The following is a 14617-nucleotide window of genomic DNA, read 5'->3' as shown; positions in this document are numbered from 1 at the left end:
GCGGGGCCATAGACTCGGAGTGCCATGAGTAGCCTCTTTGACGACCTCCCGCTCCCCGGTTTCGAGGCCCCCGCCGCCGGGTCGAAGCAGCAGCCCGCCGCCGCGCCGCCCCAGGACGAGGAGCCGCCGCCGTACGAGGACGACACCCCGTACGACGCGTACGAGGAGGCGATCCCGGACGGGCTGTTCCCCACCGACCACGCCGCCGAGGCCGAGCGGGACGCCTGGTACCGCAACGGCGCCGCCCGCCCGGTGATCGACCCGGCGCAGCTGCTGGAGGGGATGAACGACCCGCAGCGCGAGGCGGTGCTGCACGCGGGCTCGCCGCTGCTCATCGTGGCCGGCGCCGGCTCCGGCAAGACCCGGGTGCTGACCCACCGGATCGCCCACCTGCTGGGCGCCCGCGGGGTGCAGCCGGGCGAGATCCTGGCGATCACCTTCACCAACAAGGCGGCCGGCGAGATGCGCGAGCGCGTCGAGCAGCTGGTCGGCCCGCGGGCCCGGGCGATGTGGGTCTCGACCTTCCACAGCGCCTGCGTGCGGATCCTGCGCCGCGAGTCCAAGCTGCTCGGCTTCACCTCGTCGTTCTCGATCTACGACTCGGCCGACTCGCAGCGGCTGATGGCCCTGGTCTGCCGGGACCTCGACCTCGACCCGAAGCAGTTCCCGCCGAAGTCCTTCACCGCGAAGGTCAGCAACCTCAAGAACGAGCTGATCGACGAGGAGACCTACGCCGACCAGGCCGCCAACCCGATGGAGAAGAAGCTCGCCGAGGCGTACTTCCTCTACCAGCGGCGGCTGCGCGAGGCCAACGCGCTCGACTTCGACGACATCATCATGACGACGGTGAACCTGCTCCAGGCCTTCCCGGACGTCGCCGGGCACTACCGCCGCCGGTTCCGGCACATCCTGGTCGACGAGTACCAGGACACCAACCACGCCCAGTACATGCTGGTGCGCGAGCTGAGCGGGGGCTCCGCCGCCTCGGCGCCCAGGCGCACCGTGGACGGGGACTTCGTGAACCCGGCCGCCGCCGGCCTCGCCGAGGTGCCGCCCGCCGAGCTCTGCGTGGTCGGTGACGCGGACCAGTCGATCTACGCCTTCCGCGGCGCGACGATCCGCAACATCCTCCAGTTCGAGGAGGACTACCCCGACGCCACGACGATCCTGCTGGAGCAGAACTACCGCTCCACCCAGACCATCCTCAGCGCCGCCAACGCCGTCATCGAGCGGAACAGCAGCCGGCGCGAGAAGAAGCTCTGGACGGCCGGCGACCACGGAGAGAAGGTCGTCGGCTACGTCGCCGACGACGAGCACGGCGAGGCCCAGTTCATCGCCGACGAGATCGACCGGCTCACCGACCGGGGCGAGGCCAAGCCCGGCGACGTCGCGATCTTCTACCGCACCAACGCGCAGTCCCGCGTCTTCGAGGAGGTGTTCATCCGGGTCGGCCTGCCGTACAAGGTGGTCGGCGGGGTGCGCTTCTACGAGCGCAAGGAGGTCCGGGACGTCCTGGCGTACCTGCGGGTGCTCTCCAACCCGGAGGACACCGTCCCGCTGCGCCGGATCCTCAACGTGCCCAAGCGCGGGATCGGCGACCGCGCCGAGGCGATGATCGACGCGCTGGCCGCGCGCGAGCGGATCTCCTTCGCCCGGGCGCTGGAGCGGGTCGACGAGGCGTACGGGATGGCGGCGCGCTCGGCGAACGCGGTGCGCAAGTTCAACGACCTGCTGGCCGGGCTGCGCCAGGTCGTCGAGTCCGGGGCCGGGCCGGCCGCGGTGCTGGAGGCGGTGCTGGAGGAGACGGGCTACCTCGCCGAGCTGCAGTCCTCGACGGACCCGCAGGACGAGACCCGGGTGGAGAACCTCCAGGAGCTGGCGTCGGTCGCCCTGGAGTACGAGCAGGACCCGGGCGAGCGGCCCGACGCGGGGGAGGACGGCGCACCGCCGGTCGGCTCGCTGGCCGACTTCCTGGAGCGGGTCGCGCTGGTGGCCGACTCCGACCAGATCCCCGACGACGACGAGGAGGGGCAGGGCGTCATCACCATGATGACCCTGCACACCGCCAAGGGCCTGGAGTTCCCGGTGGTCTTCCTGACCGGCATGGAGGACGGCATCTTCCCGCACATGCGGGCGCTCAACCAGGTCAAGGAGCTGGAGGAGGAGCGGCGCCTCGCGTACGTCGGGCTCACCCGGGCGCGGCAGCGGCTCTACCTGACCCGTTCGGTGCTGCGCAGCGCCTGGGGGCAGCCCTCGTACAACCCGGCCTCGCGGTTCCTGGAGGAGATCCCGGAGTCGCTGGTGGAGTGGAAGCGGACGGGGGCGGCCCCGGTGCCGGCCTCGCGCGGGTACTCCTCGGGGTCGTCCTGGGGCGGGAAGTCGGCCGGCTCCTCGCGCGGGGGCGCGGGCCGCGGCGCGGCGGCGGCCCCGCCGAAGGCGGGCTGGGGGCAGTCGGCGCGGCGCTCCGGCGCGGCGGTCGAGCGCGAGGTGGTCGGGCTGGCGGTCGGCGACCGGGTCACCCACGACACCTTCGGGCTGGGCACGGTGGTGGCCACCACCGGCGTCGGCGACAAGGCGCAGGCCACCGTCGACTTCGGGACGGAGGGGCGCAAGCAGCTGCTGCTGCGGTACGCGCCGGTGGAGAAGCTGTAGGACGCCGGGCGGCGGCCCGCGCCGGGCGGACGCTCAGCGCGGGTCGACGCCCTGGGCGAGGAACCAGGGCAGCGGGTCGACGGGCGCGCCGCCGCCCGCCGGGCGGATCTCGAAGTGCAGGTGCGGGCCGGTGCTGTTGCCGCTGGTGCCCACGAAGGCGATGACGTCGCCGGCCTTCACGGTGCCCTTGCGGATCTTGTACGAGCGCAGGTGGCAGTACCAGGCCTCGGTGCCGTCGGACATCTTCAGGATGGTCATGTAGCCGTACGAGGGGTTCCACTGGGTGCGGATCGTGCCGTCGGTGACGGCCCGCACCTCGGTGCCGCCGTCGACCGGGAAGTCGATGCCGGTGTGCAGCCGCGACCAGTGCGTGCCGGCCGCGCCGAAGAGCTCGCCCAGGCCGCGCTGGGCCACCGGGAGGACGACGGTCGGGGCCGCGGGGGGCTGCACAGCCGCGGTGGGGGCACCGGCCGGATCCGCCCCGGGCGCGCTCGCCGGCTGGGCGCCGGAGAGCGGCTGACGGGAGTCGCCGCGGGAGGCCTGGTCGGCGCCGCCGGTGGCGAGGGCCTGCTGGGCGGCGGCCCGGGCGGCCGTGCCGTCCGGGGCGTCGGCGGCCGTGGCCTGCGCGGGCACCCGGCCGGCGGCCTGGGTGCGCTGGTCGGCCTCGCCCTGGACGGTGACGGCGGCCGCCGCGGCCACCCCGAGGGCGGCCATCGAGGGCAGCGCGACGCGCAGCAGGGCCGTCCGGGTGGCGGCCTTGGCGGCGTCGCGGCGCTGGCTGCGCGACTGTTCGCGGGCGGCCAGGCGCAGCTCCGCCCTGGTGGGTCGGGCGGCAGCGTCGGGAGCCATCGGGGGCTGCCTCCTCGGTGGGCCTCGGGCACGTCGTCGGGCACGGGGGAAACTGCCGAGACTGTAGCCGCAAGGCCGACATCCGGACAAAAGTCCGGATGTCAAGAGCGGAACGGGCATACCGAGAGCGCGTTCAAGGCGGCGTGCGCGCCGGCGGCAAGCCGGGGAGCTGTGATTTTCCCCTCCTCTTGAGGGGCGGCACGGTCAGGGGCGCCGGGTGACGCTAACCTCCCCTCAGGTTGGTTATTGCTGGTTAACCGCGCCCGTGCCCGACGAGGTCTGGGGTGGTGGACGACGAAGTCCAGGAGGCAGTGATGGGTGTGTCAGGGCCGATTCGTGTGGTGGTCGCCAAGCCGGGGCTGGACGGTCACGACCGTGGCGCGAAGGTCATCGCGCGCGCCCTGCGCGACGCCGGTATGGAGGTCATCTACACCGGCCTGCACCAGACGCCCGAGCAGATCGTCGACACCGCGATCCAGGAGGACGCGGACGGCATCGGCCTCTCCGTCCTCTCCGGCGCGCACATGACGCTCTGCGCGCGCGTGCTGGAACTGCTCAAGGAGCGCGAGGCGGAGGACATCAAGGTCTTCTGCGGCGGCATCATCCCGGACGAGGACATCGTCGAGCTGAAGGCGATGGGCGTCGCCGACATCTTCACCCCGGGCACGCCGACCCGGGACGTGGTCGCGTGGGTCGAGGCGAACCTGCGGGCCGCGGGCTGAGGCCCTGCGTGACCGGGCACCGGGCCGGTGCGGGGCTTCCCCGTACCGGCCCGGGTGCGTCCGGGGTCAGTCGCCCAGCTCGGCGAGCATCGTGGCGCGGAAGCGCAGGGTGGCGGCCAGCCGGGTGAAGGTCTCGGCCCAGGCGGTGGCGGGCGGGGTGCGGGCGGCCAGCGCCTCGACGGCGGTGGCCGTCCCCGGGGCGAGGGCCCGCTCGGTCATCCCGAGCACGCCGCTGTGGCTCCACGGGTAGGCACCGGAGTCGGCCGCCCGGGCGAGGGCGGCGACCACCGCGGTGGACAGCGGCGGCGTCCACGGGGTCGCGCAGGAGCCGAGCAGCTGGAAGGCCTCGCCGAGGCCGTGCACCTCGATGAACGCGGCCGTCCAGGCGGCGCGCTCGGCGGCCGGCAGGACGGCGAGCAGCTTGGCCGGGGCACCGGTGGCCCGGGGCGGGCGGGCCCGGCGCTGGTCCGGCGCGGGGGCGGGGGCCGGCCCCAGCAGCGCCCGGGCCCAGTCGGCGTCCTGCTGGCGGACGGCGGCCCGGGCCCAGGCCTCCCGCAGGTCGTCGGCCCAGCTGCTGTTGGTCTCGTCGATGCTGTCGCCGACCCGCAGCGCAAGCAGCCGGGCGGGGGTCAGGCCGGTGGACTCCGCCCAGAGCGGGAGCGGCGTGGCGGCGATCACCTCGCCGAACCACCAGGCCCGTTCGCCGCGCCCGGTGGGCGACGTCAGGGCTATGCCGTCGCGCTGCATGGCCGCGTCGCACTCGGCGGGCGGGGTGACCAGCAGGTGCGTGCCGCGGTCGGAGAGCCGGACGGCGGCGCGGGCGCGGGCGGCCATCCGGCCGGCGAGCGTCGAGCCGGGCAGGGTCGAGAGCAGCTCGGCGGCGGTGGCCCGGACGTTCTTGCTGCGGTCGCCGAGGGCGGCCTCCAGGAAGGGCTCGTCCGCGGGGGAGAGGCCCTCCTGCAAGGAGTCCAGGAAGAGCAGGCGGTCCTCGGCGCGCTCGGTGGGCCAGGTGCTGCGGAGCAGGGCGAGGCCGGCGACGGGGTCGGTGCGGCGCAGCAGCGTGAGGTGGGTGACCCGCTCGGCGAACAGGCCCTCGTGCCAGAGCCGGTCGTCCCCGGGCCCGGCCGCCCCCGTGGCCGCCGCGGCGGCGGTGCGCAGGACGAAGCGCCAGTCGGGGTTCCGGCCGGCCAGCCAGCGGCCGAGCGGGCCGGCCAGGGCGACCGCGTCGGGGCGCAGCTCGCTGCGGGCACGGGCGGCGTCGAGCAGGGCCGGCACCAGGACGGCGGGCGGGCGCAGGTCGCGGGCGCGCGCGGCGCCGAGCCACTGCGGGAGCAGCTCGGTGAGATTGGCCGGGGCGCCGCCGGCGGTGCCGCGGGTGCCGAGCAGCAGGGCGAGCCGGCGGGCGGCCGGGGCGGGGAGCTCGCGGCGTGCGTCGGCGGGGGCCGGGGCGCCGGGCGGTCCGGCGGCCGGGGCGGGCAGGGCGCCGGCCCGGCGGCGGACCGTTTCCAGGGCGGCGAGTTCGAGCAGTGCGGTGGCCGGGTCGGTGCGGTCGACGGCCCGGTGGGAGGGGGAGTCGCCGGCGGGCGGGAGCGGGCGGCGGTCGGTGCCGAGGAGGGCGGTGGTGCGGAGGGACTCCCAGGGGTCGGGCACGTGGGCTCCTGAGGTTGGGTGCGGGCGCTGCGGGCGGGAGCGCCCTACGGGGCGGTGAGGCCGATCGGGAGCCGGTCGGCGCCCCAGGCGGTGACGGGCGTGAAGCCCCGGTGCCCGTACTCGCCGAAGACGGTCAGCGGGCGGCCGGTGGAGACGGCGGCGAGGCGCCAGAGCGCGGCCTCCGGGGTGGCGGCGCGGTGGACGGGGAGGGCGTGCTCGCCGTCGGTGAGGTGCCAGCCGTCGGGGGTGAGGACGGGCACGACGTCGGTGAGCACGGTGGGCCAGGCGTCGAGCCAGGGGTCGTCGGCGACGGCGGCGCCGTACTGGGCGACCGCCTCGGCGGGGGTGAGGCCGGGCGGCGGGCCCGCCGGGCCGGCCGGGGCTCCGTAGCGGGTGCCGAGGGCGGCGCGCAGCGGCCGGGCCCCGGGGTGAAAAGCAAGCTCGGCCTCCAGCAGGTGGCCGGTGGGCAGGGCGGGTTCGGGGGCCCGGCCGGGGCGGCCGAAGACGAGCAGCAGGGCGGGGCGGCCGGTCTTGGCGCCGCGGAGCCAGATCCGGCGGGTGGTGAGCCGGTCGTCGGACCGGCCGTCCATCGGTGTGGTGCGGCTGCCGAGGACGTGCCACCGGTCGCGGACGGTGGGGCCGGCCAGCAGGTCGGCGGTGTCGGTGGGGTAGCCGACCCGGGCGCGGACGGTGGCGGCGAGCGGGGCGGGCAGCTCGTCGACGCGGGTGGCGGCGGTGGCGAGCAGGTGGAGCATGGCGTACTCCTCAAGGAGGTGCTGCTGGGGGGTGGTGTCGAGCTCGCGGACGCGGGTGGCGAGGCCGGGCGCCTGGGCGTCGACCATCCGGGCGGCGACCTCCTCCCAGGGGGCGGCGCCGGAGGGGTCGGCGAGGCCGCGGCGGATCCGGTCGGCCAGCCGCAGGCGCAGTTCGGCGGCGCCGGCGCCGACCCGGGCGGCGCGCTTCTCGGCGCGGCGGCGGGCGGCGGCCGGGTCGGCCGACGGGCTGGGCCCGGCGGTCCGGGGCCCGGTGCCGTCCCGGCGGGCGGTCAGCCACTGCGCGGCCCAGTCGGCCGGCTCACCGGCCGGGACGGCCCCGGGGGCACCGCTCCAGAGCAGCAGCAGCCCGAGGACGTGCTTGCACGGGGACTTCCGGCTGGGGCAGGTGCAGTCGAAGGCGGGAGCGGCGAGCTCGACGACCGCCCGGTACGGCGCCCCCCCGCTGCCCCGGCACTCGCCCCAGAGGGCGCCGCCGCCGGTGCCCGTGGCCGACCAGGCGGCGGGCGAGGAGAACTCGCCCGCGGACTTCTGCGACGCGGCGTCGGGCGCCAGGGACAGGACGTGTTCGGTGCTCCAGCGTTCCTCCATGCCGAGCACGGTAGGCGGGGGGACTGACAGTCCCGGTGGCCGAACTGAGGTCCGGTCAGGATTGTCAGTGGCCCGGTGCAGGGTGGTTGTCGCAGGCCGGTACGCCGGTCTGGCTCCCCCCGATCACCTCGCCGCCCGCCACAGGTGTGTCCGGCGGCCGACCCGAAGGAGCCCCTCGATGAGCGACGTTCTGCGGCAGCACGCGGAGGACGCCTTCGCTGCCGAACTGTCCGCGCTGGCCGAGCAGGACGACCGCCCGCGGCCCGCGCGCTGGAACCTCTCCCCGTGGGCCGTGGCCACCTACCTGCTGGGCGGGGAGCTGCCGGACGGCACGGTCGTCACGCCCAAGTACATCGGGCCGCGGCGGGTCGTCGAGGTCGCCGTGACGACGCTGGCGACGGACCGGGCGCTGCTGCTGCTCGGCGTGCCGGGGACGGCGAAGACCTGGGTGTCGGAGCACCTCGCCGCCGCGATCAGCGGCGATTCGACGCTGCTGGTGCAGGGGACGGCCGGCACGCCGGAGGAGGCCGTCCGGTACGGGTGGAACTACGCCCGGCTGCTCACCGACGGGCCGAGCCGGGAGGCGCTGGTGCCGTCGCCGCTGATGCGGGCGATGGCGGACGGGAAGATCGCCCGGGTCGAGGAGCTGACCCGTATCCCGGCCGACGTGCAGGACAGTCTGATCACCATCCTGTCGGAGAAGACCCTGCCGGTGCCGGAACTCGGTGGTGAGACCCAGGCGGTGCGGGGCTTCAACCTGATCGCCACCGCCAACGACCGGGACCGCGGCGTGAACGAGCTGTCGAGCGCCCTGCGCCGGCGGTTCAACACCGTGGTCCTGCCGCTGCCGGCCTCGCTGGAGGAGGAGGTCGACATCGTCACCCGGCGGGTCGGCCAGCTCGGCCGTTCACTGGAGCTGCCGGAACTGCCCGGCGGCGCCGAGGAGATCCGCCGGGTGGTCACCGTCTTCCGCGAGCTGCGGGCCGGGATCACGGTGGACGGCCGGACGAAGGTCAAGACGCCGAGCAGCACCCTGTCGACGGCGGAGGCGATCTCGGTGGTGACCAACGGGATGGCGCTGGCCGCGCACTTCGGGGACGGCGTACTGCGGGCCGGCGACGTCGCCGCCGGGGTGGTCGGCGCCGTCGTCCGCGATCCGGCGGCCGACCGGGTGGTGTGGCGCGAGTACGTCGAGGGCGTCGTCCGGGAGCGCGACGGCTGGAAGGACTTCTACCGCGCCGCCCGCGACAACGCCCGCTGATGACGAGCCGGTTCGAGCCCGGAGGAGGGAGGCCCGCATGACCGCCGAGGTGACACTGCTGGGGATCCGGCACCACGGGCCCGGTTCGGCCCGCGCGGTGGCCGCCGCACTGGCGCTGCTGGAGCCGGACGCGGTGCTGATCGAGGGGCCGCCGGAGGCCGACGCGATCGTCGGGCTGGCGGCGGAGAAGGAGATGGTGCCGCCCGTCGCCCTGCTCGCCCACGCCGTCGACGACCCGGCCCGTGCCGCGTTCTGGCCGTACGCCGAGTTCTCCCCGGAGTGGGTGGCGATCCGCTACGGCGTCGACGCCGGCCTGCCGGTCCGCTTCATCGACCTGCCGGCGGCCTACGGCTTCGGCCCGGACGGGGAGTTCGAGGGCGGGGAGCCGGACGGCGGGGAGCCGGAGGACGGCACGGACGGCGGGGCGGACGGGACCGGGGACGCCGGGGGGCGCCCGCGGGATCCGATCGCCCTGCTCGCCGCGGCCGCCGGCCACGACGACCCGGAGCGCTGGTGGGAGGACGTGATCGAGCACCGCTCGCCCGGCGCCGACGCGCTCGCCCCCTTCGCCGCCGTCGCCGAGGCGATGACGGTGCTGCGCGAGGAGGGCGCGACGGGCCGCACCACCCGGCGCGACACCCTCCGGGAGGCGTACATGCGCCGGCAGATCCGGGCCGCCCGGCGGGCCGGGTACCGGCGGATCGCCGTGGTCTGCGGCGCCTTCCACGTCCCCGCGCTGGCCGTGATGCCCACCGTCGCGCACGACCGGGCGCTGCTGGCAGGCCTGCCGAAGAAGGTCCGCACCGACATCACCTGGGTGCCCTGGACGCACCGCCGGCTCGCGCAGGCCAGTGGCTACGGTGCCGGGATCCCCTCCCCGGGCTGGTACCGTCACCTCTTCGCCGAACCGGGCGACCCGCTGCCGAAATGGCTGGCCGGGGCCGCCGAACTGCTGCGGGCCGAGGACCACCCGGTCTCCTCCGCCCACGTCATCGAGGCCGTCCGGCTGGCCCGGACGCTGGCGGTGCTGCGCGGCCGCCCGTTGGCCGGCCTCACCGAGACGCTGGACGCCGTCCGCGCGGTGATGTGCGAGGGCTCGGACGTCGCCCTGGCGCTGGTGCAGGACCGCCTGGTGATCGGCGACGCGCTGGGTGAAGTCCCGCCCGGCGCACCGGCGGTGCCGCTCCAGCGGGACATCGCCCGGCTGCAGCGCGCACTGCGGCTGAAGCCGGACGCCGAGCCGCGCGAGCTCGACCTCGACCTGCGCCGGGAGACCGACGCGGCCCGCTCCCGGCTGCTCCACCGGCTGCGGCTGCTCGGCATCGACTGGGGTGTGCCCGCGCGCTCCGCGGTGCACTCGACCGGCACCTTCCGGGAGAGCTGGCGGCTGTGCTGGCAGCCCGAGTTCGCCGTCCGGATCGCCGAGGCCGCCCAGTGGGGCACCACGGTGGAGGCCGCGGCCACCGGCAGGGCCGTCGGCACGGCCCGCGCCGCGACCGAACTCTCCGAGCTCACCGCCCTGGTGGAGACGTGCCTGCTCGCCGGTCTGGACGGGGCCCTGCCGGCCGTGATGCGGGTGCTCGCCGACTGCGCGGCGCTGGACACCGACGTCGCCCACCTGGCCGGCGCGTTGCCCGCGCTGGTCCGCGCGCTGCGCTACGGCGACGTCCGCGGCACCGACGACGACGCGCTCGGCGAGGCCGCGACCGGCCTCGCGGACCGGATCTGCGTCGGCCTGCCGCCCGCCTGCACCGGGCTGGACGCGGCCGGCGCGGCGGTGCTGCGCGGTCATCTCGACGCGGTGCACGGCGCGATCGGCCTGCTGGCACCCGGCACCGGGCTCGCCGACCGGTGGGCCGCCGCGCTCCGGTCGCTCGCCCGCCGCGAACCCGTGGGCGGGCCGGCCACCGGCGTTCCCGGCCTGCTGCGCGGCCGCGCCGTCCGGCTGCTGCTGGACGACGGCCGGCTCGATCCGGGGGAGGCCGCCCGCCGGATGGGCCTGGTCCTCTCGGCGGCCAACGACCCGGCCGACGCGGCCGGCTGGGTCGAGGGCTTCCTCACCGGCGGCGGAGCCCTGCTGCTGCACGACCCGCGCCTGCTCGGTCTGCTCGACGCCTGGCTGACGTCGGTGCCGTCCGGGGCCTTCACCGACGTGCTGCCACTGCTGCGCCGGACGTTCTCCGCGCTGGAGGCCGGCGTCCGCAACAGCATCGGCAGCCGGGCCGCGGCCGGGCCGTTCGACGCCGGGCCGGCCGCCGGTGAGGGCAGCGGCCCCGAGTTGGACCGGGCCCGTGCCGAGGCCGCGCTGCCGGTGGTCGCCACCGTGCTCGGGTTGGCCGGCGGCCCGGCCCGGCCGCCCGCCCGGATCCCCCGTCAGGCCACCGGCCGTGACACCTGACCCGGCCCCGGCCGCGCGGCCCCGATCCCGCAGGGCCCCGGCCCCGACCCGATCCCGTTAGGCCCCGACCCGCACGGACCCGGCCCCGGAACCAGAAGGAGCAACCGATGGCAGAGACCACCACCCCCGCCGACGACGAGCGGCTGCGCCGTTGGCGACTGGTGCTCGGCGGCGAGGCGGACGGCACGGGCCGGGCCCTGCGCGGCCGGGACGCCGCGATGGACGGCGCACTCGCCGCGCTCTACCGCGGGGCGCCGGAGGAGGGCCGGACCGGCCGGCCCGGCCGCCGCGGCGCGGGCCTGGGCGGCTCGGCGCCGCAGGTGGCGCGCTGGCTGGGCGACATCCGCGGCTACTTCCCGTCCACCGTCGTCCAACTGATGCAGCAGGACGCCATCACCCGGCTCGGCCTGGACCGACTGCTGCTGGAGCCCGAGATGCTGGACGCCGTCGAGCCCGACGTCCACCTGGTCGCCACCCTGCTCTCGCTCAAGCACGCGCTGCCGGAGACCACCCGGGAGAGCGCCCGCGCGGTCGTCGGCAAGGTCGTCGCCGAGCTGGAGCGCCGGCTCGCCGACCGCACCCGGGCCGCCCTGGGCGGGGCGCTGGACCGCAGCGCCCGGGTGAACCGCCCGCGCCACCGGGACATCGACTGGGACCGCACCCTCCGGGCCAACCTCGGGAACTACCTGCCCGAGCACGGCACCGTCGTCCCCGAGCGGCTGATCGGCCACGCCCGGGCCCGCAGTGCGGTGCGCAAGGAGGTGATCCTCTGCATCGACCAGTCCGGCTCGATGGCGCCCTCGGTGGTGCACGCGGCGGTGTTCGGCGCGGTGCTCGCCTCGATGCGCACGCTCGACACCCGGCTGGTCGTCTTCGACACCTCCGTGGTCGACCTCACCGAGCAGCTCGCCGACCCGGTGGACGTCCTGTTCGCCACCCGGCTCGGCGGCGGCACCGACATCAACCGGGCGCTCGCCCACTGCCAGTCGAGGATCACCCGTCCGTCCGAGACGGTCGTGGTGCTGATCAGCGACCTCTACGAGGGCGGCATCCGGGAGGAGATGCTCAAGCGGGTGGCGGCGATGAAGGCCGCCGGGGTCCAGTTCGTCGCGCTGCTGGCGCTCTCCGACGAGGGCGCGCCGGCCTACGACCACGCGCACGCGGCGGCGCTGGCCGCCCTCGGCGCCCCGGCGTTCGCCTGCACCCCCGACGCCTTCCCGGAGATCATGGCGGCGGCGATCGAGAAGCGGCCGATCCCGGTGCCGGAGCGGGCGGCGCGTTGACCGCCCCTGCACGGGTTCACCCGGACGGGGGAACCGGGCCCCCGGTACCCCCGGTCCGCCCGCCCGCCGACCTGGGCGCGCGACCCGCGGCCGTAGGCTGTCTGTGACGGTTCTCACCCAAGACGGGCCGGTCCCGGGCGAAACACGCCCGTCGTCCGGGGATAACCTGCCAGACGGACGTGACGCGCGTGTTGATTGACGTGTGCGCCCGTGGCTGTGTGGGCCGCAAGGCCGTACCTCTGCGTACCCGCACCGCTTCGACGACCCGCAGCGAAGATCCTGCCGTGGCACGCTCGTAGAGACACAATCCGCGACCACGAACAAGGACAAACACGTGGACCTGTTCGAGTACCAGGCGAGGGACCTCTTCGCCAAGCACGGGGTTCCCGTGCTTGACGGTGATGTCATCGAGACCGCCGCAGACGCTGCCGCCATCGCGGAGCGCTTCGGCGGCCGCGCCGTCGTCAAGGCTCAGGTGAAGGTGGGTGGCCGAGGCAAGGCCGGTGGCGTGAAGCTCGCCGCCGACCCGGCGGACGCCGTCGCCAAGGCCGAGGCGATCCTCGGCATGGACATCAAGGGCCACACCGTTCACAAGGTGATGCTGGCCCAGACCGCGGACATCAAGGAGGAGTACTACGTCTCCTTCCTGCTGGACCGCACCAACCGCACCTTCCTGGCCATGGCCAGCGTGGAGGGCGGTGTGGAGATCGAGGTCGTCGCGGAGGAGAACCCCGAGGCGCTCGCCAAGATCCCGGTCGACGCCAACGAGGGCTGCACCCCGGAGAAGGCCGCCGAGATCGTCGCCGCCGCGAAGTTCCCGGCCGAGATCGCGGACCAGGTCGCCGACGTCCTGCAGAAGCTCTGGGTCGTCTTCATCAAGGAGGACGCCCTCCTGGTCGAGGTCAACCCGCTGATCAAGTCCGGCGACGGCAAGATCATCGCGCTCGACGGCAAGGTCTCCCTGGACGAGAACGCCGAGTTCCGCCAGCCCGAGCACGAGGCGCTGGAGGACAAGGCCGCCGCCAACCCGCTGGAGGCGGCGGCGAAGGCCAAGGGCCTGAACTACGTCAAGCTCGACGGCCAGGTCGGCATCATCGGCAACGGCGCGGGTCTCGTCATGAGCACCCTCGACGTGGTCGCCTACGCGGGCGAGAAGCACGGCGGCGTCAAGCCCGCCAACTTCCTCGACATCGGTGGCGGCGCCTCTGCCGAGGTCATGGCCAACGGCCTGGAGATCATCCTCGGCGACCCCGACGTCAAGTCGGTCTTCGTCAACGTCTTCGGTGGCATCACCGCGTGCGACGCCGTCGCGAACGGCATCGTGCAGGCCCTGGAGCTGCTGGAGTCCAAGGGCGAGAACGTCTCCAAGCCGCTGGTCGTCCGCCTGGACGGCAACAACGCGGAGCTGGGTCGCAAGATCCTCGACGACGCCAACCACCCGCTGGTGCAGCGCGTCGACACCATGGACGGCGCCGCCGACCGCGCCGCCGAGCTGGCCAACAAGTAAGGAAGGGGACTTAACACCATGGCTATCTTCCTTACCAAGGACAGCAAGGTCATCGTCCAGGGCATGACCGGCTCCGAGGGCATGAAGCACACCCGCCGCATGCTCGCCTCGGGCACCCAGATCGTCGGTGGCGTGAACCCGCGCAAGGCCGGCACCACGGTGGACGTCGACGGCACCGACGTGCCCGTCTTCGGCTCCGTCGCCGAGGCCATCGAGAAGACCGGTGCCGACGTCACCGTCATCTTCGTGCCGCCGAAGTTCACCAAGGACGCCGTCGTCGAGGCCATCGACGCCGAGATCGGCCTCGCGGTCGTCATCACCGAGGGTGTCCCGGTCCACGACTCGGCCGCCTTCTGGGCGTACGCCGGCTCGAAGGGCAACAAGACCCGGATCATCGGCCCGAACTGCCCGGGCCTGATCAGCCCCGGACAGTCCAACGCCGGCATCATCCCGGCGGACATCACCCAGGCCGGCAAGATCGGCCTGGTGTCGAAGTCCGGCACCCTGACGTACCAGCTCATGTACGAGCTGCGCGACATCGGCTTCTCCTCGGCCGTGGGCATCGGTGGCGACCCCGTCATCGGCACCACCCACATCGACGCCCTCAAGGCGTTCCAGGAGGACCCGGACACCGAGATCATCGTGATGATCGGTGAGATCGGTGGCGACGCCGAGGAGCGTGCCGCGGCCTACATCGCCGAGCACGTCACCAAGCCGGTCGTCGGCTACGTCGCGGGCTTCACCGCCCCCGAGGGCAAGACCATGGGCCACGCCGGCGCCATCGTCTCCGGCTCCTCGGGCACCGCGCAGGCGAAGAAGGAGGCCCTGGAGGCCGCCGGTGTCAAGGTCGGCAAGACGCCGTCCGAGACCGCCCGCCTGGCGCGCGAGCTGATCGGCTGACGCCACCCGCTCGTCGAGCGCCCCCGTCCGG

The 14617-nt window shown here is 74.9% G+C and carries 10 protein-coding genes; 7 read left to right on the top strand and 3 right to left on the bottom strand.

Translation table 11 applies throughout. The features are described 5' to 3' along the window. The first annotated feature begins 24 nt into the window (after positions 1 to 24). A complete protein-coding gene (gene pcrA, locus OH807_RS16880) occupies positions 25 to 2652 on the top strand; it encodes a DNA helicase PcrA (protein ID WP_406199411.1) in 2628 nt (875 codons plus the stop codon). A gap of 33 nt (positions 2653 to 2685) precedes the next feature. On the opposite strand, the gene OH807_RS16875 is transcribed toward pcrA, so the two are convergent. Further along, positions 2686 to 3501 carry a M23 family metallopeptidase gene (locus OH807_RS16875; RefSeq protein ID WP_406199409.1) on the bottom strand — a complete coding sequence of 272 codons (816 nt, stop codon included), beginning with the start codon at positions 3499 to 3501 and terminating at the stop codon, positions 2686 to 2688. A 314-nt stretch (positions 3502 to 3815) separates the two neighbouring features. Between OH807_RS16875 and OH807_RS16870 the strand changes: the two genes are divergently transcribed. After that, positions 3816 to 4223, top strand: coding sequence for a cobalamin B12-binding domain-containing protein (locus tag OH807_RS16870; RefSeq protein WP_148644434.1), 408 nt, complete (start codon positions 3816 to 3818; stop codon positions 4221 to 4223). A gap of 66 nt (positions 4224 to 4289) precedes the next feature. Here OH807_RS16870 and OH807_RS16865 read toward each other — a convergent pair whose 3' ends face one another. Both OH807_RS16865 and OH807_RS16860 read right to left on the bottom strand, forming a co-directional pair. Then, positions 4290 to 5873 carry a DUF5691 domain-containing protein gene (locus OH807_RS16865; protein ID WP_406199407.1) on the bottom strand — a complete coding sequence of 528 codons (1584 nt, stop codon included), beginning with the start codon at positions 5871 to 5873 and terminating at the stop codon, positions 4290 to 4292. A gap of 44 nt (positions 5874 to 5917) precedes the next feature. Then, complete coding sequence (locus tag OH807_RS16860; RefSeq protein WP_406199404.1) at positions 5918 to 7237, bottom strand: SWIM zinc finger family protein; 1320 nt, start codon at positions 7235 to 7237, stop codon at positions 5918 to 5920. Positions 7238 to 7415: 178 nt separating this feature from the next. On the opposite strand from OH807_RS16860, the gene OH807_RS16855 reads away from it, so the two are divergent. The 5 genes from OH807_RS16855 to sucD all read left to right on the top strand — a co-directional run bounded on the left by OH807_RS16855 (position 7416) and on the right by sucD (position 14586). Next, on the top strand, positions 7416 to 8498 hold the full coding sequence (locus OH807_RS16855; protein WP_406199401.1) for an AAA family ATPase: 1083 nt from the start codon (positions 7416 to 7418) through the stop codon (positions 8496 to 8498). Between the two features lie 37 nt (positions 8499 to 8535). Further along, on the top strand, positions 8536 to 10896 hold the full coding sequence (locus tag OH807_RS16850; protein WP_406199398.1) for a DUF5682 family protein: 2361 nt from the start codon (positions 8536 to 8538) through the stop codon (positions 10894 to 10896). A gap of 107 nt (positions 10897 to 11003) precedes the next feature. Continuing rightward, positions 11004 to 12179 (top strand): VWA domain-containing protein, encoded by a 1176-nt coding sequence (locus OH807_RS16845; RefSeq protein WP_406199396.1) that lies wholly within the window; start codon positions 11004 to 11006, stop codon positions 12177 to 12179. 334 nt (positions 12180 to 12513) lie between these two features. Beyond that, on the top strand, positions 12514 to 13686 hold the full coding sequence (gene sucC, locus OH807_RS16840) for an ADP-forming succinate--CoA ligase subunit beta (RefSeq protein ID WP_406199394.1): 1173 nt from the start codon (positions 12514 to 12516) through the stop codon (positions 13684 to 13686). 18 nt (positions 13687 to 13704) lie between these two features. Then, positions 13705 to 14586: a succinate--CoA ligase subunit alpha gene (sucD, locus tag OH807_RS16835; RefSeq protein WP_406199392.1), complete on the top strand. Its 882-nt coding sequence runs from the start codon at positions 13705 to 13707 to the stop codon at positions 14584 to 14586. Positions 14587 to 14617: the final 31 nt, after the last annotated feature.

The sequence above is a fragment of the Kitasatospora sp. NBC_01560 genome, from assembly GCF_045208415.1.
In the GTDB taxonomy this organism is placed as follows: domain Bacteria; phylum Actinomycetota; class Actinomycetes; order Streptomycetales; family Streptomycetaceae; genus Kitasatospora.
Note: the sequence above shows the minus strand (reverse complement) of the source record. Positions and strands in the feature narration are given on the sequence as shown.